Genomic DNA, 23,011 nt, shown 5'->3' on the forward strand with positions numbered 1-23,011 from the left:
TTTACATTCCTAAATAACGAGTTACTTTGTTACTGCGACGAGTAGAGAATTTGATTTGTTTTATGTATGTAAGTTTAAAATTCGCAGTATTAATACCCAGTAAATCAACATCTTTAAAGTATAAATTCTTGTTGTTGTAAAGAATTGAAAAGGCAAGTGACCAGTCTTTTTGTGTATAAGATAATGAAGTATTAAGCCTAAAGTTTACGTACTGATTAAACTTCATTTTGCTTAGTGGATTAACTTCACCTCCAAAATAGAATCCCATACCCGCTAAAGCTGTAAAGGTAAGGCGAGGCAATATTTCGATACCTCCCGAAACGCCTCCACTGAAGCCTCCTTGTATATGTCTAAAAGTATCCTCATCAAGTGAAATAGCAGGAATTGCTACTTTGTGATAATAGATTCCAGCTCCTGCGTACCAACTGAAAGTAGGTCGCAAAGGGTCTCCATCGGGGTTGAAAATATTCTTTACTGAAAAGTTTTTCAAGTTGAAGAAATATAACATTTCAGAACCTATTTGTTGTATACGAGTATCTGCCAATATCTGAATATTATTCTTGCCTTCTTCATAGTAAAAACCCTTATAACTTTGATAATAGAAATCAAGTAAAATCTTTTGACTTACAAATGAATGTAACTGAAAATCAAAATATCTTGTTTTTCCGTATTTGCTCTCATTGCGCAAAGGGGCAACACTCTGAGCATAATCAAGGTTAATATAAGTATTGTGGATACCAAATCCTAACCCAACTGTAAGTGGGTAGTTGGGCAATAACGACTTATTTTTCAAAGCAGGATTTAATGGTTCATCTTCTATATCTATTGATAGATAATTGATACTTAAAGAAGGTTTTATCCACATTTTATAGTAATGCTTCTTAGTGGAAGTGGTATCTTGTGCCCATAGAGTAGTGATTGATAAGAAAAATAATATTATGTATTTCATTTTGTTAGATATTAGATTTTAAGAACTAGGAATTAAATGTTTAGGTATTATTAGAAATACTTTTTCAAAGTCGTAAGACTTTGCAAAGTATATACTGCATTTAGTAGCCTAAAATCTTTAGCATTTCGTCAGCTTTTTGTTGCTCCATAAAGAGACGAGAGGTAAGGTTCCCATTTTTATCTTTATCAATAAGTACTATTTTAGGTTGTGGAATCAAACAGTGTTGTAAGCCTCCTACTCCTCCAATACTATCCTGATAAGCTCCTGTGTTGAAGAAACCTATATACAGTGGCTTATTTTTGTTGTATTTTGGTAAATAGATAGCGTTCATATTCTGTTCGCTGTTGTAATAATCGTCACCATCACAAGTGAGTCCACCGAGCAGTACGCGTTCGTACTCATCGTTCCAACGGTTAATAGGCAATAGTACAAAACGCTTGTTGATAGCCCAAGAGTCAGGTAAGGTAGTAATGAAAGAGGAGTTTATCATATCCCATTTTTCACGGTCGTTTTGCTGCTTTTGATACATTATCTCATAAATAGCCCCCCCAGCTTCGCCTACTGTAAAACTACCAAATTCAGTAAAGATATTTGGTACAGGCACTTTTTCTTGGTCACAAGTGATTTTTATCTGACGGATAATCTCGTCTACCATATAAGCATAATCGAATTCAAAAGCTAACGAGCTCTTGATAGGAAAACCACCGCCTATATTAAGGCTGTCGAGTTCAGAAGCCACCTTTTTGAGTTGGATATACACACGCAAACACTTGAGGAGCTCATTCCAATAGTAGGCATTGTCTTTAATCCCCGTATTGATAAAAAAGTGCAACATTTTGAGTTGTACTTTAGGGTTGTCCTTAATCTCACGGTTGTAAAAAGGAACAATGTTTTTATAACCAATTCCCAAACGACTGGTATAAAATTCTGAACGAGGGTCTTCTTCAGAAGCAATACGAATACCTATACTGTATGAACCTTTTATTTTTTCTTCAAATAAATTAATTTCCTCATAGTTATCAATGATAGGAATACAGTTGTGGTAGCCACGATTGATAAGGTCAGCTATGCCATCGATATAAGCATCGCGCTTGAAACCGTTGCATAGAATGTGAGTCTCTTTACTAATAAGTCCGTCATTGATAAGATTATTGATGATATTGATATCAAAAGCTGAAGAGGTTTCCATATGAATATCGTTCTTCAATGCTTCTACCATTACGTGTTTGAAATGCGAACTTTTAGTGCAATAACAATAGTTGTATGCTCCTTTGTACTTGTGCTTCTTGATAGCCTTTTCAAACCATCTTTTGGCGCGCTGAATATTCTCGGATATTTTTGGGAGATACATAAATTTAAGCGGTGCTCCATACTTGCGAACGAGCTCCATTAAATCGATATTGTGAAAGCGAAGTTCATCGCCATCTAAAGTAAATTCGTCTTGTGGGAAGTAATAGGTTTGGTCAATTAGGTCGATATATTTATTTTTCATTTGTACAGTGTAATTTAAATAATGAGTAAATTTTTAGTAAAAAATATTCAGATAACATCTTGGCTATCTATTCATATTACCTAATTACACCTGATTCAAATACGAAGCGGTGAAAGGCTCTTAGCCTTAAACTTAATTTGCAAGGAATGAGTACGTGCAGAGTGAAAATAACTTAAAAATAAGATGTTCATTTTCAGCAACCAAAGGTTTTTAGTAATTAAATTATTTTATAGTTCGGTGATAGTGTATCATTACTTATCAGAATGCAAAAGTAATTATTATTTTTAAATTACAAATACATTCGATGGAAAAAAGTATTGTGAGCCCATTCCAGAACCGATTCCTATTTTTCTATTTTTATATATCCTTCATCGGTATAAAAAACATTTTACCATAGTTTGCGCTTCTCTACCATTGATTTTATACTCCAAACTGTCTCAAGTGGTGGTCGAAGTGTTTCCATTGAAGAATACCCCATTCGTCAGGAGAGAGTTTTCCAAAAAAAGAATGTGGGTGAGTGCTACATTTTTCTTTTCCATTGGTGTAGAAAAGGGTGATGAGTTCTTTAGTTTTTTGCTTTTCCTTGTCAAAATCATCAATAGAAATATCGGTAACGACATACATTTTATCGGTTGGAGCGTTTTTTGCCATTGGTTGGTCGTTTAGAAACTTTTTCTTCATCAATTTTCCTATGATTCTACCAATGAACATTCTCTTCGGAAAGTTCTTGCCTAAGGGTGTTTCTATAGAGGCGTTCAAATGGGCTAACATCTGTACAATGTTCATTTTTCCCCATTTACGCTCAGCATCTACTTTTAAATTTTCTAAACGATGTAGTATTTCGTTTTTATCGACTTCGTTATATAAGTTTTTCATTACTGAGAGTTGTTTTAAAAAGCTTTGCCAAAGATACGAATTGCCTATGCGACTCGTTCCTTTAGCAAAGTGTATAGTCTAATTATTTGTTATTTTACCAAATCTACTATCTCATTTACTATTTGCAATTCTTCATTAGTAGGGATGATAAGTATTTTTACACGACTATCAGTAGCTTGTATTTCTACCGGTTTAGTAGGATGATTGAGCTCTTCGTTTTTCTTCTCATCAAGCTTGATACCAAAGAAATCTAAGTGCTTACAAGCAAATGAACGTGTAAGAGCATCGTTTTCGCCCAAACCTGCGGTAAATACAATGCTATCCAAACCGTTAAGTGCTGCTGCGTAAGCTCCTATAAACTTCTGAATACGGTAGCCATACATCTCATAGCAAAGGGCTGCATTGGCATCACCTGAACGATATAGAGCTGCTACATCGCGAGCGTCAGAGTGTCCTGTAAGTCCAAGCATACCACTCTTCTTGTTGAATAATGTTTTCACTTCTTCATAACTCATACCCAGTTCTTGCCCCAAAAAGAAAGCTACTGAGGCATCTATCTGTCCAGTGCGCGTTCCCATAATGAGTCCATCGAGTGGTGTAAGTCCCATTGAAGTGTCTACACATTGTCCTTTTTCGTTTACAGCAGCCATACTCGCCCCATTGCCCAAGTGAATGGTAATGTTCTTGATATGTTGATTATTAAGGTGTTTACGAGCCTGTGCATCTACATACTTATGACTAGTGCCGTGGAATCCATAAGCGCGCAATCCGTATTTTTCATAGTATTCATTAGGAATGGCATAGCGAAAGGCTTTAGCAGGCATTGTTTGGTGGAAAGCAGTGTCAAAAACGGCTACGTGAGTAGCTTTATTAAAGAGTTTTTGTGCTACGCGTATCCCTTCTAAATGTCCTGGGTTGTGCAAAGGTGATAGTGGAATAAGGCGTTTAATTTCGGCTACTACCTCATCAGTAATTACAGTAGGTTGTACAAACTTCTCACCTCCGTGTACTACGCGGTGTCCTACCCCTTTAATATCGCTAGGGTTGTGGATAACGCCTACTTCGGGGTCTGTAAGAAGTTCAGCTACCAAATTCATACCCACTTCGTGAGTAGGAATAGGTTGTTCTTTCTTCACTTCTATCTCTTTGCCGTTTTTTACAGCCACATATTTCACGTAGCTACCGTCAATATTGATGCGGTCTACAATTCCTTTTGCTTTTGATTCTCCTGTTTTAGAGTCGATAAGCTGATATTTGAGAGATGAACTCCCTGAATTAATGATTAATATTTCCATTTTAGTCTTTTGTTATTAGTCGTTAGTTTTCCCCTCCTTTGGAGAGGGGGCAGGGGAGGATACTAAAACTCTGATTGTATCGCAGTGATAAGTACAGTGTTGTAAATATCAGGAATAAGAGCCCCACGACTGAGGTCGTTTACGGGTTTCTTTAATCCTTGTAGCATAGGCCCTATGGCTAAACCGCCTGTTTCGCGTTGCACCGCCTTATAGGTGTTATTACCAGTGTTAAGGTCAGGGAAAATAAGCACATTGGCTTGTCCTGCCACAGGTGAATTTGGCATCTTTTGTTTCCCTACTTTTGGGTCTACCGCAGCGTCATATTGTATAGGCCCTTCTACGAGTAACTCTGGGCGACGTTCTTTTACAAGGGCTGTTGCTTCACGCACTTTATCAACATCAGCACCACTACCTGAGTTGCCAGAAGAGTAGGAGAGGAGTGCTACCTTAGGTTCAATACCAAAAGCAATAGCTGAGTCGGCAGAGCTAATAGCGATATCGGCTAATTGTTCAGCAGTAGGGTTAGGCACTACGGCGCAGTCACCATATACTAGTACGCGGTCGTGCAAGAGCATAAAGAATACTGATGATACCGTGTTTACCCCTGGTTTGGTCTTTACAAATTGCAAAGACGGACGGATAGTGTGAGCAGTAGTATTTACAGCCCCTGATACCATACCATCAGCATCGCCTAAGAATACCATCATTGTACCGAAATAAGACGAATCGAGCATTAAGTCTTTGGCTTGCGAAAGCTCCAATCCTTTGCTCTTGCGCAATTCGTATAGTTTTTCAGCATACGCCTCATATTTATCACTCTCGGCAGGATTGATAATACTGATACGCTCTTCGTTCCATTTCAAGCCCAAAATGTTCTTAGCTCGTGTTTTAATCGCTTCGGGTTCTCCCAAGATAGTGAGGTAAACGAGTTCGTCCTCTGCCAATTGGGAAGCTGCTGTAAGAATACGGTCGTCAGTACCTTCTGGTAACACAATGCGTTTTTGTCCTGCACGTGCTTTTTGTACCATATTGTATTGAAACATACGAGGGGTAATAGTTTCCGATTTGAAAGAGGCTATACTGCTGTTGAGTTTCGCAGCATCTACATTTTCATCAAATAGTTGAAGAAGCATTTTTACCTTTTCAGTATTTTCAGGATAGATGCTTGATTTTGTATTCCCAATGATATTAGCAGTTTCAAAAGTATCTGTTTTAGCTATCATTATAGGAATGTTCTTTTGGATACCATCTAAAATCTTACTCATTGAAGGGTCGGGAGTTAAGTCGCCGTATAGTACTACCCCTTTGATATTAGAGAAATTGGAATAGTTAGCCACCAAAGAACCTGCTATGAGGTCAATACGGTCGGTAGGGAGTACAGCCAAAGTATCTTCGTTTAGTTTGGCTAAATAGTTAGAAAGTTGCATAGCTCCCACAATGGTACGTTTGGTGGTAACGTCTATATTGTCGCCTTTGTAAAGGAATTCAACGTTGAGTGCATTGGCTATCTCGCGGATAGTAGGGCGTGAAAGCTCTTCTTTGCGCGGAATCAAAGTGAAGGTTATATCTTTAAAACGTTGTTCTAATTTGCTGAGCGTATTAGCAGTGGCATTAGTAGCCTTGTTTACAAATACGCTAAGTACGCGCAAATCTTTTTCCAAGAAGTTGTTAAGATCTGCCTGTACTTGGTTCACCAATTCATCTTCTGATGAAAAGTTGTCTTTAAGCACTATCAAAGCAGGAATGTTGAGGCTTTGTGCTACCGAAGCGTTGAAGTTTGGGTCGAAATAGCTATCGTCTATAGTACTTGAACTATCCACTAAAACAAAGTCGAATTTGCTTTCTAAGGCTTTGTATTTTTTGATGATAGTGTCGTATACTTCCCCTATATTGCCTTCGTTTTTAAGAGCGATAACCTCCTGACGTGTGTAAGCATAGGCTTCATCGTAACTCATATCGAGCTGAAAGTGCTCCAAGACAGTCTCGATGAAAGTGTCTTTTTTAGATTTACTTTCTACAATAGGTCTAAAATAACCTACCTTAGCAGTGTTGCGCATAATCATTTGCAACACACCCAAACTCACCACCGACTTACCGCTGTGTGCATTGGTAGCGATGATATAAACAGATTTATTCATTTTTTTATTTACTTTTTAGTGTTTATATATTAAGTTGCAAAGGTAACAATATAATTTAAGAAAGCAACATAAAAAAGATATTTTTATTTTTAATACCTCAATAATCAATATCTATTCTTCTTTATACTCCTTGCCGTTATATTTCAAGAATACAGTTTTAGTGCTTTTTTCCACTACTTTATCATCGCAATTTTTATCTGTAGCCTTTCTAATAAAAGTCTGTTTATCCTTAATGTTAAAATAGCCATTTGTTTTTTTACTATCCATTATAAACATAGAATTACGCTCATCTGACCAACTTCCTTCACAGTTATAGCTCCATTCTCCGTTATATGTACTTAATTGATATTGATGCAGTATTTTTTTAAGAGAAGTGTTTTCTGGTAAAAACAAACTAAATGTTTCTTCAGAATAAGGATTTACTTTGCTACCATTTTTATAGAAAGCCCGAATGCCAAAAGCACGTATTCCTTCGGTAAGTATAAACTTAGCCGTATCAATAGAAAGCTCTTGTAATTCAACAGCATCCGAATAATACTCATCAATTCCCTTATACGACTGTGTTATTCGTTGTTGTAAGAAGTCATACACCACCACATAAAGGTCAAATGTTGCCTCGTTTTCGTCGTCCCCTTTTCTTATAGGAAATACCATTACCAATTTATGAGTGTCGTAAGGCAATACCTTTTCGGTATACAAGTCTTTATCAATCTTGTTTTTAGGAATTCCCAAAGTCTTGATAACTTGATTGTAAGCTTGTGCGTTCTCTTGAGCTTTTACCACATAAGAGCAAAATAATAAAGTAAAGATAAAAAGTAGTCGTTTCATCGTTCTTATAAGAATATCAGTTGAAAGCACAAAGATAAGGAATTTTTTAATAATTAATCAAACAAGAAAGTTTCTGTACCTCACATCTCTTTATTTGGCTCTTTCTCGTTCGTGTATCTTAGCTCGTTGCTCCTTTGTTTTTCTTTCGTTTTATTGCCCTCAAAATTACCTTTTTTCTTCACTCTTAACCTCTTATTATCAACTGTTTATATACCCTTTCTATACCAATCGTCCAAGATTCGTATAAGCTTCCTATAAGCTCCCTATAAGCTAAGTATAAGATTTTTTCAAACAAAAGTACATTTCCTTGTTATTTATAATTTCGTTTTCTTTTCTTGTTTCTTATACCTAATCTTGCCCTATACTATTAAGCTCGTTTTCATCATTATAATATTTTTGTCCGTGATAATTTGTCAGTAAATTTAAATGTATTATCTTTGCACCAACAATTTAGATTTTAAAGTAAAGAAATGAGTAAAGGACCTATTTCTCAATTTATCGAGAAAAACTTTTTACACTTTAATGCAGCAGCTTTAGTTGATGCTGCCAAAGGATATGAAACCCATATCACTGAAGGCGGAAAAATGCTCGTAGCACTTGCTGGAGCAATGAGTACGGCAGAATTAGGCATTTCGCTTGCCGAGATGATTCGCGCAGGAAAAATAGATATTATCTCTTGTACAGGGGCGAACCTCGAAGAAGATGTGATGAATCTTGTAGCGCACTCTCATTACAAGCGTGTTCCTCATTATCGCGACCTCACTCCTGAGCAAGAAAGAGAACTCCTCGACGGTCATTACAACCGTGTAACCGACACTTGTATTCCTGAGGAAGAAGCTTTCCGTCGTTTACAAAAACACTTAGAAGATGTATGGCACGCAGCCGAAAGTAAAGGTGAGCGCTATTTTCCTCACGAATATCTATATCAAGTAGTGAAATCGGGGGTATTGGAGCAATATTATGAAATCGACCCTAAAAACTCTTGGATATTGGCAGCAGCCGAAAAGAACTTGCCTATCGTATGTCCAGGTTGGGAAGATTCAACTACCGGTAACATCTTCGCTGCCAATGTAATCAAAGGAAACTTGAAAGCCTCTACTGTGAAAACAGGTATTGAGTATATGATTTATCTCACCGAATGGTATCGTGCCAATTCAGCGGGTAAGGGCGTAGGTTTCTTCCAAATAGGAGGCGGTATTGCTGGTGATTTCCCTATCTGCGTGGTACCTATGATGTATCAAGATTTGGAATGGGAAGGCGTACCTTTCTGGTCGTATTTCTGTCAGATTTCCGATTCTACCACCAGCTACGGTTCTTATTCAGGAGCAGTGCCTAATGAGAAGATTACTTGGGGTAAATTAGATATTGACACCCCTAAATTTATAGTAGAATCCGATGCTACCATTGTAGCACCTCTTATTTTTGCTTATCTTTTAGGTAAGTAATTTAAACTAAAAGATAAAAGGGAACAAGTATAGTGGTACTTGTTCCCTTTTACCTTTTACTCATATATCCAGCTGTGAGCCCTCGCTGGCTTTACCTTTTATCTTTTACCTTTTACCTTATATAGAACCCTTCTTTTCCTTGTTCTCTTCTTATGAAAATATAGCCTTGGGAGTAGACGTCTATATACACCGTAACCCTTTCATTAGCAGTAAGAGCTTGCCATAGAGAGGCTTTTTCTTTTTGGTAAATATTGTTGATGATAAGAATACTATCGTTGTGCATATAATTTAGATAAATACTTAAATCTTCTTTGGGGTAATTGATAAAAAGCAAGTCGTATGTAACAGAAGGTTGCAACTGAAAGCTAATGTTACAGGTTTCTTTTATAGCAGTTATACTATTTAGCACATCTTCATCAGTGAAAATAGTTTTTACCTCTAAATAGCGAATAATCTTCAATAATAACATTAATTGTCTTTTGGATAGGGTAGGAGGAAAACCCTTGATTTCTTGACGATTTACTAATTGTTTATTGTACAAGCAACGAGTTACAAAGTTGTAGACAAAAGGTGAGTGCACCCCGTGCTCATTGGTAGATTTTAAAAGGAATTTTAAATAACTCTTAAATTGCATCTTTTCTTTTCTTCAAACAAACACGGCAAAGGTAGAGAAAATTAGTAAATTGGCAAATTTTATTTGTGGGTATAAAATATTATTTGTACATTTGCAGGCTATGAGAGAAATTCTTGTTAAATATTTACCTGATAACGCAGTAACACCTTGTTTTGAACTGATAAAAGTAAACAACATCTATTTGAGAATTGTAAACGAACGAAAAACAAGGCACGGCGACTATCGGCAACTTCCTAACGGGCAACATCTCATCACAATGAATGCTACTGCTAATAAGTATCGTTTCTTGATAACTTTTATTCACGAAGTAGCTCATCTGGTAGCTTTTGAACGCTTTGGACGGCTTATCAAACCTCACGGTAACGAATGGAAATACACTTTCCAACAACTGATGAAACCTTTTATCATCCCTGAGATATTCCCTCAGCAATTATTAGGAGTATTACAACGGCACTTTCTCAACCCTATGTCTACTAGTGATGTAGACCCCGCATTGACAATCGCCCTAAAACAGTTTGATATCAATGAAAATATGAGCTTTATTTATGAGATTCCTTTAGGTAGTACGTTTCGTATCAAAGACGGACGCGTATTTCGCAAAGGACAACGCCGTGTGAAATGTTATGATTGTGTGGAACTCGGCTCAGGCAAGAAGTATATCTTTCAACCTCACGCCGAAGTAGAGCTCATAAAAACTTAAAATCTTGAATTAAAATATTACAAATATTATGGTGAACAATTATTATGCAGTGATTATGGCAGGAGGCATAGGTTCGCGCTTTTGGCCTGTAAGTACAACTGAATATCCTAAACAATTTCACGATATGCTCGGTACAGGGCAAACGCTTTTACAGCGCACTTATTCTCGCTTGCAGAAGTTTATTCCGCAAGAGAATATTCTCATTCTTACTAACGAACGTTACAAAGAGATTGTAGAGGAACAAATTCCTAATATATTGCCTAAAAACTTGGTATTAGAGCCCTGTATGCGCAATACAGCTCCGTGTATACTCTATGCCGCAATGAAAGTGAACAAACGCAACCCCAATGGCGTGATGATAGTAGCCCCCAGCGATGCGTGGATTGAAGACGAAAAAGCTTTTATGCACAATGTGATTACTTGTTTTAATGCTGCACAGAAAGCCGACAATATTCTTACTTTGGGTATAGTACCTACTTTCCCTAACACTGGTTATGGTTACATTCAGTATGACAAAGACGATAATACTAATATCAAAAAAGTAAATCAGTTTCGAGAAAAACCTGATTACGATACCGCCAAAGAGTTTTTAAAACAAGGTAATTTTTTGTGGAATGCGGGTATCTTTATATGGAGTACACAAACGGTACTTACTGCTTATAAAACCTATCAACCGGTGATGTATGAACTCTTTGAGAAAGGTAAAGCTACTTATAATACTGAAAACGAAGTCGATTTTATCGCTAAAGCTTATCCGAAAGCCGAAAATATATCGGTAGATTACGCTATTTTAGAGCCGTCTACTAACATTTATGTACTGCCCGCTAATTTCGATTGGAACGATTTAGGTTCTTGGGGCTCTCTACACGACAAGACCCCTAAGGATAGTGCCCAAAATGCTGTAATTAATGCAAGAGTATTACTTAAAGATGCCGAAAACAATATTATCCGCACCGAAGGTGATAAATGTGTGGTAATAGATGGACTCAAGAACTACATAGTGGTAGATAGAGACGATGTATTGTTGATTTATCCCAAGGCAAAAGAACAAAACATTAAAGAGATAGTAAACGAAGTAAAGAATAAATGGGGATTACATTAAAGAAGTTACTCACCGAGAAGGGATACACCTCTGTTCCTCTTGAATTTACGCTTACCAAACACTTTGTTCTACAAGCTAAAATCAATGGAGTAGAAGGACGTTTTATTTTGGATACGGGGGCTTCTAACACCTGTGTAGGAGTAGAGTGGATAACCTATTTTAATCTGCAAGCCGAAGCCTCCGAAATAAAAGCAGCAGGAGCAGGAGCAAGTGGTATGGAAACACAAGTTGCCGCAAAAAATCACTTAGAGATAGGAGGAATGAGTATGCACAAACTTCCTTTAGTGCTTTTTGATTTAACTCACGTAAACGAAGCATTAGCAGAGTTTCAAACACCCCCTGTTCACGGTATTATAGGAGCTGAAGTACTCCAAAAGAGAAAAGCTGTGATAGATTATGCAAAGAAAAGGTTGTATCTCTATTGGGCTCCTAAATAGCAAAATGTATTACCTCTTGTTGTAGGTTCATATTTTTTTCGTACATTTGCAAAAACATTTATACTTGATGAGTAAAAAGACACTTTATTTTGCCTTTGTGATAGGGCTATTTGCAATAGCTTGCAATGATGGTAATTTGGAAGTAGATACCATTTCATTTGAAAATTCTGATGTGCTATCTTGTACGACCAATGATACTACGGCTACTTTTTTATTCAAATATAGTCAAAAGCAAGCACTTATTCTTAATTTACCTGCTAATATTTTAGAAAATAAAGAAAAGACTGTTTCAGGCACTATACCCACTAATTTTAAACTTTATTACCGTACTTTCAGCGATGCGGTAACTACCAATTATTTTTGTAATGCTTATCCTCCTGCTACCCCTAATGTTACTTCGCAAATTGAAGCGACAGGAGGAACTGTTACAATTGTCTCACGTCCCATTTATAATGAAACAACAGGTGCTTTGTTGCGTTATGACCATCAAATAAGCATCACTGATTTGGTACTCGTAAATCAAGAAGGCAATAAAATAGTAGATTCTAATTTTGTTTTTGGGACTTATAAAACTAACAAACAGTAGAAATGAACCACTTTATAGTATCAGCACGCAAATATCGTCCACAATCATTTCGTGATGTAGTGGGACAGCAAGCTATTACTAATACCCTACTCAATGCCATTGAAAATAATCACTTGGCACAGGCACTTCTCTTCACTGGTCCTCGTGGAGTAGGAAAAACTACTTGTGCCCGTATTTTAGCGAAAAAGATAAATGAACAAACTTCTGGGGTAGAAGATGAAAACGATTTTGCTTTTAACGTTTTTGAGTTAGATGCTGCCTCTAATAACAGTGTAGATGATATTCGCAAACTAATTGAACAAGTGCGTATTCCGCCTCAAGTAGGCAAATATAAAGTGTATATCATCGATGAGGTGCATATGCTGTCTACTGCGGCTTTTAATGCTTTTCTCAAAACATTAGAAGAGCCTCCTAAACACGCTATTTTTATCTTAGCAACTACTGAAAAACATAAGATTATTCCTACCATATTGTCACGTTGCCAGATATTCGATTTCAAGCGTATTACTATTAATGACATTCGAGAATACCTAAAATATATTGCAGAACAACAAGGAATTGAAGCAGAAGATGAAGCTTTGCAAATCATAGCACAAAAAGCCGACGGTGCAATGCGTGATGCCCTTTCTATCTTCGATCGTGTGGTGAGCTTTTCAGGAGAAAAAATAACACGACAAGCTACTTCCGAAATACTGAATGTGTTAGATTATGAGGTCTATTTTAAAGTAACTGATCTTATTTTAGACAATAAACTCCCTGAACTATTGATCGCATTTAATGATAGTATTGCACAAGGTTTTGACGGTAATCATTTTATTGCAGGCTTGGCAAGTCATTTTCGTGATTTAATGGTATGCAAGAATCCTACAACCATTTCCTTAATGGAAGTAGGGGAGGAGACCCAGAAGAAATATACTGAGCAGAGCGTTCGTGCTACTGTACCTTTTTTAATGGAAGCTATTGCTATTGCCAATGACTGCGACCTAAAATATCGCACCAGCAAAAATCAGCGTTTGTTAGTGGAGGTTGCCCTAATGCAACTCGCCTCTCTGACCTATGAGGGGGATAAAAAAAAAATGATGGACGCTTCATAATTCCTGCTTATGTGTTTAATGGGCAAAGTCATACAACAGAAATACAGCTCAACTCACAAACACCTATCGTTGCCCCTCCTATAAATTATACAAATACTACGACAGCTACGCTTAATCCTAATATACCCATTATTAGTAAAACGGAACGTACAGAGGCTGTTTCTAATTTTTCAATTAAAAGTGTACATCTAAAAACAGAACATCAAAGGAATTTCAAAGAGGTGGTAATAGATCCTAATACGCTACCTCGTGAGAGTTTTTCGGAAGAGACCTTTAATCAGTTTTGGGAACGTTATATAGATGAATTACTTGTTAAAGGAGAACGTATACAAGCTTCTATTCTTAAAATTGCAATATTAAGATTAGAAGGAACTACTATTCATTTGGAAGTATCAAGTAATACAGCTAAAAATGATATTGTTCAGATGGAGCATAAACTCTTAAATTATTTGCACAAATCTTTGCAGAATTATGATCTTACTATTGAGATAAGTGTAAATGAAGAGATAGCTAAAAGAATAGTAGTAACTCCCGAAGATAAATATGAGAAATTATTAGAAGAAAATCCTATCTTACAAGAGTTTAGAAGAGCTTTTGAACTAAATTTAAAAGGATAGAAAAACAGTATTTTTAAAACTCAGTGCTACATAATTTATAGTTAGTAGTGTTTTTTATTTTCTAATTCTTTTGTTTTTTTCAATATAATGCCTAATTTTGCCGAAAATAATCTTAATAAGATGTTTTGTCTATGGTTAGATAAGTATAGACAAGAGGTACGTTAAACAGTTGAATATTAATAAAATTAATAAAATATGAAAGTACTTAATGAACGACAATCAAAGATTTTAGAGAGCTTAGAAACTAAAAAGTACGTTAGTGTAAATGAATTGAGTGATAAGCTTAAAGTTTCGGTCGTTACTATACGTAAAGACCTTAATCTCTTGGAACAGGAAGGTTATTTGCATCGTACTCACGGTGGAGCTAGTAAGCAAATGCGTTATGTGTTTGAGCAAACAATAACTGAGAAAGAAACTCAAAACGTAGAAGAGAAAACGCGTATTATTACTAAAGCGTTGGACTTTATTAAAGAAAATGAGTTTATCATACTTTCATCAGGAACTACAGCTAATCTTTTAGCTCAAAAAATTTATGGCATACGCAACCTTACAGTACTCACTCCTTCCCTTAGAGTAGCTTTAGAGGTCTGCAAAAATCCTAGTGTAAATACCATTCACTTAGGAGGAGAAGTTCGTAAAAACTCTACCTCCACTATTGGCGTACTTGCTGAAGAAACTCTTAGTAACTTCTCTTGTACTACTTTATTCTTAGGAGTTGAAGGTATTGACCTTGATTATGGATTGAGTTCTACCAATGTAGGAGAAGCTCATCTAAATCGGAAGATGATGGAACGTGTAGACAAAACTATTGTTTTAGCCGACTCCTCTAAGATTCACAAACGAGGCTTTGGTTTTATCTGTTATGTAGAGAAAATAGATATGCTTATCACTGATGCAGGTGCTGACCCTGAGTTCGTAGAAGAACTTGAAAAACGCGGTGTAGAAGTAATTATTTGTTAATTATCAAAATGATTGACACATATAAGAATGATAACTATATATCACAATCCTAAATGCTCCAAATCACGTTGTGGTTTGGAGCTTTTAAAAGATTTGGGGAAAGAATATCAGATAATAGATTATCTTAAAAAAGGTATTTCTAAAGATGAACTAAAAAATCTCCTCACTAAGTTACAGATGTCTCCTATTGAATTAGTGCGTACTAAAGAAAATATTTGGAAAGAGCAGTTCAAAGGAAAAACGCTTACTGATGATGAAGTTATAGAGGCAATGATACAATATCCTCAACTTATTGAGCGACCTATCGTAATAGTCGGTGATAAAGCTGTGATAGGGCGACCTACTGAAAGAATAAAAGAAATTATATAAAATAAAGAATGAGAAGAACGCTATTAAGCGCTATTGCTTTCATTTTTGGAGCAACAGCTATGTACTCGCAGGCATATCTGTCAGTGAGTGGGGGGTATGGTTTTAAAACCCACCAGAAGGTATTGGGTAGAGATGCTACTGACCCAACAGCTATAACCGAGCTCAAAGGGAGTTATGGAGAAGGATACCAAGCACAATTACGAGGAGGATATTTTTTCCATAAGCGTTGGGGAGGTGAATTAGCTTTAGGATATCTTCATGGTGAAGATATGGACACTAATAAAAACCAAATATTGAATATGAAAGGACATGGGAGGGCTTTTGGAGCTTCTCTTTCGTTAGTATTTAATATTACTGATAATTTATATCTGCGTGCTGGAGGTGTTACCAAAATAGGGGGCAGAACAGAAATACAAACAGAGCTCAATGCTTTTGGTTTACCCTTGAGCTTGTTTAATCCAACAGCACCAGCTGGGGCAACTGTAGATATAAAAGCTAATTTTCAAAACAATTTCCACGGTAAAATTCCCTTTGGTTTTATAGGAGGGATAGGCTACCGCTTTAAGGTTAGTGATAAAGTAGCTTTTTTTATAGAAGGTGAATATCTGAATATTAATGTGCCTCGAAAGGAATCTAAACTTAAGGATTTTTCGGCTACTCGCACAGTAGGAGGAACATCTCTAGCACTTACACTTCAAGAGTTTAAGAGATATATGTTAGCCTTACAAAATGTACCAACATCCCCTAGAACAGAACGCCTTAAACAATTGGCTACTCAAGTAGCACCGTTACTTGAAGATAGTTATAGTTGGGAAGGTAAAGGAGCTCCTAATGCCCCTTATTCTTCTATAGGGTTTCACTTTGGAGTTACTTATATGTTTTAAAAATATAACTTTTCTAAAAGAAAAAACAAATTATAAGATATAAAAGCGTACTTGTACTGCCGTAGGAAATGGAAGAATAATTAATATTTTGTTATATCGAACTGATATTAAATAATAAAATTGCCCCAAAAGTTTTGGGGCAATTTTATTTTATGCTTTTATTTCTTTTATTAGCTAAAATCTAAAAGTTCCTCCTATACCTAAAACAGTTTCAAAGAAGAAGAAATCATGTTTGGCTTTATCGGCAATATCATAAGTAGTTCGAACGTCATACATATTAATATAACCTCCTTTGAGTTCACCAACTATAAGGAAGTATTTAAAAAAAGTGAGGTGCAAACCTGCTTTAGCATTTACGCCTGTCCCTGCAATGTGAAACTCGTCATAACGTTCTTTATTAAGTAACTTAGTATTCGTTTTTGGATATAGTGCTCCAAAACCGATACCTTCAGTAAGATTTACCTGTAATATATCGGTGTTGCGGATACCAAATAAACGGGAAATATCGTCTATACGAGCTCCTTCAACTACTACATAGTTCAGACCGTCAGTATGCTCAAAGGTGAGAAAATCTTCGCTAAGTAACTTGTCAGTGTTGTTATAAGTACCATCATGAGAAGTGTTAGAACCATTGATGTAACCGTTCATTTTTACAGTTTGTCCATTTTTCATTACGTATTTCATATGGTCTACGCCTGCAGAAATAGTATAATGGTCGGAAATATGGTAACCAATATGGAAGTTAGTTTGAGGAATGGTCATTCGCAAAGGATTAATATAATCTATATGCCAACCTTTCGGTTTATCTACAGCCTCTACATCTTTGATGGTAAAGTTGTAATTGTTACCCGAGAAAGTAATATCCGAATTGGTATAATAGGCACGATTACCGCCCCAATATAAGAAAAATTTACCTTTATTGTGGGTAGTGTAACGCTCAGTAGAAGCGTTTTGTGCAAAAGTAGTTAGTGTGCTAATGCCTAACAACATAGTGATAAAATTTTTTTTCATTAGTGATTATTTTTTTAGTTTCGAGGGCGCAAAAGTAACTATTAATTTTTTATTCACCAAGTTGTGTTTATTTTTTCTTTTCTATTTATCTAATTCTTCTTAGGGTTAAAAAAAATCTCTCCAAAAATGCAACTAAAAACAAAAGAGCAAGTTCACACTTGGTTTGGCTTTTTTTGCTTGCATTGACTGCTTGTAAAGAAATACTGCTATTTTTCTAAATCTCCTCCCATAGGATAAAGAAATTCATATACAGTTCCTTAGCAGAAAGTTTTAGGATACAGATAGCGAATGAGCTTTTTAGTAAGTTTCCCTTTACTTGTTCCTGCAAAGATAAGTTCTTCTCCTTTGTAGATTGTCAGCTATTTGGGTACGATGTATAACCACGACACTGTCTAATTTCCCCTGATAGAGCTTGCTAAAATCCATTGCTTTAGGATATTGCGCTAATGAAAATAAAAACAAACGGAGCGTAATATCTACTTTTAAGCTTCATATTTTTTTAATCTACGAGATGAAGGTGATTTATAGTGAGGTAATTAGTTTAATCCAAATTCTAACGTATATAATTCATTACTTCAGGTTCGTAAGTTCCTATTATTTTAGAAAGCTCAAAATATATTGAATTAAAACAAACAATTTTTTAGTGAAGAACTTTCTTTAAAATAGGTTTATGGCAATCTTTAAGTAATTTATTGATATTTTTCCAGTGTTTTTTTATTTGATTACTAATCTTATTATTAGGCATCCTACTTATAGCCTTTTTTGCATAAGTTATATAGTTCCCATAATTATATGTATCATATTTATATAGCCTTTTTTCTGCCTCATTCCATACTACTTTTCTATTTCTTTTGGCTCCTTTGTAAGAGAATTTTTTTAAAATTCGCCTTCTAAAAATTGGCTCTTCATATTTATAAGAATAAAATTTTGCTCTACTTATATATCTTTTCATTTTTCTATAATACCCTGAAAGACTTGATTTTTTTAATCTTATACTTTCGCCATCAAATTCAAAACCTAAATATGTTAGATTTTTATTTCTATTAATAGTATCCTCAAAAATTTGTGCACATGTTAATTTATTATTCTCTCTTTTAAATTCAAATACTTGAGTTTTTGCCTCTTGTATCTCTAATTTATACTTTGTAATCTCTTCCATTACAAAATGACAAACTTCCTTTCTGTATTCATAAGTACAGATAACAATAATATCGTCTGAATATCTTTTATAATGCCCTCCGATCTTTTCAATATAACTATTAATATCCTTGTCAAAATCTACTAAATAGATATTTGCTAAAGTAGCACTAATGGGGGAGCCCTGTGGAATCCCAAATGTTCTTGGTATAATTTGGTCTCCTTTTTTAATAGTTTTAAACGAATGAACTAATTTATGTTTTACCTTAAGAAATTCCTTTTTTTCACAGAAAGCTATTGCATTTTGATTCCTTAAGAATTTTATCTTGCTAATCTTCTTTCTTTTAACTGGCTGTTGTATTCCCCTAGTTATTATTTTTTGTGTCAGGATACTACCTTGAAAAAAACTGAATATATCCACTAAATCTACATAACTGAAACGTGTAATGTTTTTGTATATATTAAAATGATCTATAGGTAATTTATCTACAGAAAGAACTTCTTCCCACTTTTCTCTTAATATTCTATGATCCAAGTTATCAAAAAAACTAGTAATATCAAAAGCTATTACACAGAAAAAATCTTTAGGATATTTCTTTATTAAATCAAAAGCATCATTTGCAATCTCGATATTAGATTTATTAGTGCTATTTGGGTTATTCTCATCAATTGGGATACTTCTATAAGCACAAACAACCTCATCTAATTTATATTTCTTTATAAGTTTTTCATATTTATCAGACAACTGATAAGAATAATAACTAAAAATAAGAGAATCTAAATGACTTGCATAGAAAAGTTCTCTTTTTTTCTGACCTTTTACTCTTTGTATTTTATTAGTTCCTTCTGCCTTTATAGGATTTCCTTCCTCATTATATTCCTTACGAAACTTACGAACTAATGATGTTTTATGAATAAAAGGTAGAAATGAATGTTTAGCAATGTTCTTAGGATTAAGTATATAAGACACTATCTTATTTTTGTCTTTAATAGAAATAGGTCTTCCTATATGAGGATATTTTTTTAACTTAAACCAATCTTTCTTGTTTTTTTTCATGTTTTCTTTATAAAAAAAGAGTAGTGAAATCCAAATGCGGAGCCGTGCTTTTTAAGAAGATAATACTATCTTCATAGAACCATGTATGCTAATACGATATATCAATCAATTAAAAGCTGTGAATATATCACTCCGTCTTCTATTTGGGTAGAACAAAATATTCATTGTATATTTACAAATTAATTATAAACATTACATTATGAAATCTATTATTATCATAGCTAAGTTATTAATCCTAGCCGGACTTGTTCAAGGTAAAATTATTTCTCTTGAAGTTTGTCCATATGAAATGAAATTTCCCTTATAGTTTTTCATATAAGGCTATAGGATTTCTCCTAAACAAAAAACACATAGTTCGGCTATTTCACTACTCTTATTTTTTATATTTTTAAACTTGTATTCTAAAATCTCTGCAAATATACAACTAAAAACCAAAAAGGCAAGCCTTAGCTTGCCCTTTTAGTTCTTTATTTTGAAAGATACATCTTCCTCCTTGTATAAATCTCATAGAAAGCATCATCTTTAAGGCTATCGATAAACAAAATGCTTTCGCCGGTAGATTTCATTTCAGGTCCTAGCTTCTTATCTACGTTCGGGAATTTGTTGAACGAGAACACGGGTTGCTTAATAGCAAAGCCCTCTAAGTGCGGATTGAAATGGAAATCAGTGAGCTTTTTCTCTCCAAGCATTACCTTGGTAGCATAGTTTACATACGGCTCTTGATAAGCTTTAGAGATAAACGGTACCGTACGTGAAGCTCGTGGGTTTGCCTCAATGATATACACTACATCATCTTTTACGGCAAACTGCACATTGATAAGCCCTACCGTATTGAGTGCTAAGGCTATTTTATGAGTATGGTCTTTTATTTGTTGCAATACAAACTCACCCAAGTTGAACGGTGGCAAGGTAGCGTTACTGTCGCCTGAGTGAATACCGCAAGGCTCTATATGCTCCATAATACCAATGATATACACATTCTCACCGTCGCATATAGCATCAGCTTCTGCTTCTATAGCACCGTCTAAATAGTGGTCGAGTAGCAGTTTGTTATTAGGTATCTTGCGCAAGAGGTCTACCACGTGGGCTTCCAATTCTTCTTTGTTGATCACAATCTTCATACCCTGTCCACCCAAAACGTACGAAGGACGCACGAGTAGCGGGAAGTCAAGTTCATCGGCGAGTTTGAGCGCCTCATCAGCCGTTTCAGCTACACCAAAACGCGGATAAGGAATGTTATTTTCTTTCAGCAGAGTTGAAAAACTACCTCTATCTTCTGCCAAGTCAAGCGACTGGAAGCTAGTACCTATGATTTTGATACCGTATTTATCTAATTTCTCAGCCAACTTCAAAGCTGTTTGTCCACCGAGCTGTACAATCACCCCTTCGGGCTTTTCGTGCTGAATAATATCATAGATGTACTCCCAGAACACAGGCTCAAAATAGAGTTTGTTAGCCGTATCAAAGTCGGTGGAAACGGTCTCTGGGTTACAATTGATCATTATGGTTTCATAACCGCACTCTTCAGTAGCCAATACCCCGTGTACACAACAGTAATCGAACTCAATACCCTGTCCTATACGGTTAGGACCTGAACCGAGTACTACCACCTTTTTGCAGTCGGTTACTACGCTGTCGTTGGCTACGTATTCCTTGCCGTCAGCGGTGCGAATAGGTGCCTCGAAAGTAGAATAATAGTAAGGGGTTTGCGCCTTAAACTCAGCAGCACAAGTATCTACCAATTTAAACACGCGACGTATGTTTAGTTCCTCGCGTTTCTTGTGCACCTCACTCTCCCAACAGCCCACCATATAAGCAATTTGTCGGTCGGCAAACCCTTTTTGTTTAGCTTCAAAAAGGAGTTCTTTAGGTAGGGTATCTATTTTGTAGCGTGATATTTCTTTTTCGAGCACACATAGTTCTTCGTATTGCTTGAGGAACCACATATCTATCTTGGTGATTTCGTGTATACGGCTCAGCGGAATACCCATCTGTACCGCATCGTAGAGCACGAATACCCTATCCCAGCTGGGGTAGGTAAGTTTCTCAATAATCTGTTCGTAATTCTTATAGCCTTTGCCATCAGCTCCCAAACCATTGCGTTTGATTTCGAGCGATTGGGTTGCTTTCTGCAATGCCTCTTGGAAAGAACGCCCTATACCCATTACTTCGCCTACTGATTTCATTTGCAAGCCTATAGTTCGGTCAGAGCCTTCAAACTTGTCAAAGTTCCAACGCGGTATTTTCACAATCACATAATCTAACGTAGGCTCAAAGAAAGCTGAGGTGGATTTGGTGATTTGGTTTTGCAGTTCGTCTAAATGGTAACCGATAGCTAGTTTGGTGGCAATCTTAGCAATAGGATAACCCGTAGCCTTAGAAGCCAAAGCGGATGAGCGCGATACACGTGGGTTGATTTCAATAGCGATAATATCTTCCTTTTCATCAGGCGACACGGCAAACTGCACATTGCAGCCACCTGCAAAATCGCCTATACTACGCATCATCTTAATAGCCATATCGCGCATATGCTGGAAAGTGCGATCTGATAGAGTCATCGCAGGGGCTACGGTAATAGAATCCCCAGTGTGGATACCCATAGGATCCATATTTTCGATAGTACAGATAATTGCCACATTATCGTTCTTGTCGCGCAAAAGCTCGAGCTCGTATTCCTTCCAGCCTAAAAGCGCCTTATCGATAAGCACCTCGTGGATAGGCGAGGCTTCCAAACCACGATTGAGGAGCATATCAAAATCTTCTTTTTTATAGACGATAGAAGCCCCGGTGCCACCCAAAGTAAAGGACGGACGTATTACGAGTGGAAAACCAAAGCGTTGCGCGATTTCTTTTCCTTTAAGGAAAGAAGTAGCCGTTTCGGACGGTGCCATAGGGATACCGATTTCATCGAGCAACACGCGGAATTTCTCGCGGTCTTCAGTGATTTGTATGGCATCAATATCTACCCCGATGATTTCTACCCCAAAGTCTTTCCAAATGCCTTTCTCGTCAGCCTCAATACAGAGGTTAAGCGCTGTTTGTCCGCCCATAGTAGGGAGAACGGCATCTATTTCGGGGTGTGCTTTTAGAATTTCCACCAATGACTTAGTGGTGAGAGGTTTCAGATAAACCACATCCGCCATAGACGGGTCTGTCATAATGGTAGCAGGGTTAGAGTTAATAAGGATGGTTTTAATACCGTCTTCGCGCAAAGAGCGCAACGATTGCGAGCCTGAGTAGTCAAACTCACAGGCTTGCCCAATGATGATAGGTCCTGACCCAATGAGCAGAACACAATGTAGGTCGTTTCTTTTAGGCATTTTTATATAGATATTGTGTGTTTTATTAAAAAAATAGCTACATTTTTCAAAAGAAAAACATAGCTATTGTATTATTAGAA

The 23,011-nt window shown here is 36.2% G+C and carries 20 protein-coding genes; 10 read left to right on the plus strand and 10 right to left on the minus strand.

Features of this window, described 5'->3' with window-relative positions; all coding sequences use genetic code 11:
- Position 1 precedes the first annotated feature (1 nt).
- The 6 genes from HW278_RS11855 to HW278_RS11880 all read right to left on the minus strand — a co-directional run bounded on the left by HW278_RS11855 (position 2) and on the right by HW278_RS11880 (position 7,578).
- Positions 2-949 (minus strand): DUF4421 family protein, encoded by a 948-nt coding sequence (locus tag HW278_RS11855; protein ID WP_178977930.1) that lies wholly within the window; start codon positions 947-949, stop codon positions 2-4.
- Positions 950-1,049: 100 nt separating this feature from the next.
- Complete coding sequence (locus tag HW278_RS11860) at positions 1,050-2,441, minus strand: arginine decarboxylase (RefSeq protein ID WP_178977931.1); 1,392 nt, start codon at positions 2,439-2,441, stop codon at positions 1,050-1,052.
- A 420-nt stretch (positions 2,442-2,861) separates the two neighbouring features.
- Positions 2,862-3,317: a DUF1569 domain-containing protein gene (locus HW278_RS11865; RefSeq protein WP_178977932.1), complete on the minus strand. Its 456-nt coding sequence runs from the start codon at positions 3,315-3,317 to the stop codon at positions 2,862-2,864.
- Positions 3,318-3,406: 89 nt separating this feature from the next.
- On the minus strand, positions 3,407-4,612 hold the full coding sequence (locus HW278_RS11870) for an acetate/propionate family kinase (protein WP_178977933.1): 1,206 nt from the start codon (positions 4,610-4,612) through the stop codon (positions 3,407-3,409).
- A gap of 62 nt (positions 4,613-4,674) precedes the next feature.
- Positions 4,675-6,750 (minus strand): phosphate acetyltransferase, encoded by a 2,076-nt coding sequence (pta, locus tag HW278_RS11875; RefSeq protein WP_178977934.1) that lies wholly within the window; start codon positions 6,748-6,750, stop codon positions 4,675-4,677.
- 111 nt (positions 6,751-6,861) lie between these two features.
- Positions 6,862-7,578 (minus strand): hypothetical protein, encoded by a 717-nt coding sequence (locus tag HW278_RS11880; RefSeq protein ID WP_048746402.1) that lies wholly within the window; start codon positions 7,576-7,578, stop codon positions 6,862-6,864.
- Positions 7,579-8,048: 470 nt separating this feature from the next.
- On the opposite strand from HW278_RS11880, the gene HW278_RS11885 reads away from it, so the two are divergent.
- A complete protein-coding gene (locus HW278_RS11885) occupies positions 8,049-9,023 on the plus strand; it encodes a deoxyhypusine synthase family protein (RefSeq protein ID WP_002671829.1) in 975 nt (324 codons plus the stop codon).
- Between the two features lie 112 nt (positions 9,024-9,135).
- On the opposite strand, the gene HW278_RS11890 is transcribed toward HW278_RS11885, so the two are convergent.
- Positions 9,136-9,657, minus strand: coding sequence for a hypothetical protein (locus HW278_RS11890; RefSeq protein WP_048746400.1), 522 nt, complete (start codon positions 9,655-9,657; stop codon positions 9,136-9,138).
- Between the two features lie 100 nt (positions 9,658-9,757).
- Here HW278_RS11890 and HW278_RS11895 point away from each other — a divergent pair, with 100 nt between their 5' ends.
- The 9 genes from HW278_RS11895 to HW278_RS11935 all read left to right on the plus strand — a co-directional run bounded on the left by HW278_RS11895 (position 9,758) and on the right by HW278_RS11935 (position 16,406).
- Positions 9,758-10,357, plus strand: coding sequence for a SprT-like domain-containing protein (locus HW278_RS11895; protein WP_053580585.1), 600 nt, complete (start codon positions 9,758-9,760; stop codon positions 10,355-10,357).
- 28 nt (positions 10,358-10,385) lie between these two features.
- Entirely contained in the window at positions 10,386-11,459 is a 1,074-nt protein-coding gene (locus HW278_RS11900) for a mannose-1-phosphate guanylyltransferase (protein WP_002671844.1), read from the plus strand.
- Positions 11,444-11,896, plus strand: coding sequence for a retropepsin-like aspartic protease (locus HW278_RS11905; RefSeq protein ID WP_009418247.1), 453 nt, complete (start codon positions 11,444-11,446; stop codon positions 11,894-11,896). Before HW278_RS11900 ends, HW278_RS11905 begins: the two co-directional genes overlap by 16 nt.
- A gap of 67 nt (positions 11,897-11,963) precedes the next feature.
- Complete coding sequence (locus tag HW278_RS11910; RefSeq protein WP_106095448.1) at positions 11,964-12,482, plus strand: hypothetical protein; 519 nt, start codon at positions 11,964-11,966, stop codon at positions 12,480-12,482.
- A 2-nt stretch (positions 12,483-12,484) separates the two neighbouring features.
- Complete coding sequence (gene dnaX / locus HW278_RS11915; protein ID WP_002671849.1) at positions 12,485-13,576, plus strand: DNA polymerase III subunit gamma/tau; 1,092 nt, start codon at positions 12,485-12,487, stop codon at positions 13,574-13,576.
- Positions 13,577-13,587: 11 nt separating this feature from the next.
- Entirely contained in the window at positions 13,588-14,193 is a 606-nt protein-coding gene (locus tag HW278_RS11920; RefSeq protein WP_009750447.1) for a hypothetical protein, read from the plus strand.
- A gap of 195 nt (positions 14,194-14,388) precedes the next feature.
- Positions 14,389-15,153, plus strand: a complete 765-nt coding sequence (locus tag HW278_RS11925; RefSeq protein WP_002671857.1) for a DeoR/GlpR family DNA-binding transcription regulator — start codon at positions 14,389-14,391, stop codon at positions 15,151-15,153.
- Positions 15,154-15,180: 27 nt separating this feature from the next.
- Positions 15,181-15,522: an arsenate reductase (glutaredoxin) gene (gene arsC, locus HW278_RS11930; RefSeq protein ID WP_178977935.1), complete on the plus strand. Its 342-nt coding sequence runs from the start codon at positions 15,181-15,183 to the stop codon at positions 15,520-15,522.
- An 8-nt stretch (positions 15,523-15,530) separates the two neighbouring features.
- Complete coding sequence (locus HW278_RS11935) at positions 15,531-16,406, plus strand: outer membrane beta-barrel protein (protein ID WP_178977936.1); 876 nt, start codon at positions 15,531-15,533, stop codon at positions 16,404-16,406.
- Between the two features lie 174 nt (positions 16,407-16,580).
- Here the strand turns inward: HW278_RS11935 and HW278_RS11940 are convergent, their stop codons facing one another.
- The 3 genes from HW278_RS11940 to carB all read right to left on the minus strand — a co-directional run bounded on the left by HW278_RS11940 (position 16,581) and on the right by carB (position 22,931).
- A complete protein-coding gene (locus tag HW278_RS11940) occupies positions 16,581-17,417 on the minus strand; it encodes a hypothetical protein (RefSeq protein WP_178977937.1) in 837 nt (278 codons plus the stop codon).
- A gap of 640 nt (positions 17,418-18,057) precedes the next feature.
- Positions 18,058-19,611 carry a reverse transcriptase domain-containing protein gene (locus HW278_RS11945; protein ID WP_178977938.1) on the minus strand — a complete coding sequence of 518 codons (1,554 nt, stop codon included), beginning with the start codon at positions 19,609-19,611 and terminating at the stop codon, positions 18,058-18,060.
- Positions 19,612-20,078: 467 nt separating this feature from the next.
- Entirely contained in the window at positions 20,079-22,931 is a 2,853-nt protein-coding gene (gene carB / locus HW278_RS11950; RefSeq protein WP_178977939.1) for a carbamoyl-phosphate synthase large subunit, read from the minus strand.
- Positions 22,932-23,011 lie beyond the last annotated feature (80 nt).

It is taken from the genome of Capnocytophaga sp. oral taxon 902 (assembly GCF_013394735.1).
GTDB lineage: Bacteria > Bacteroidota > Bacteroidia > Flavobacteriales > Flavobacteriaceae > Capnocytophaga > Capnocytophaga ochracea.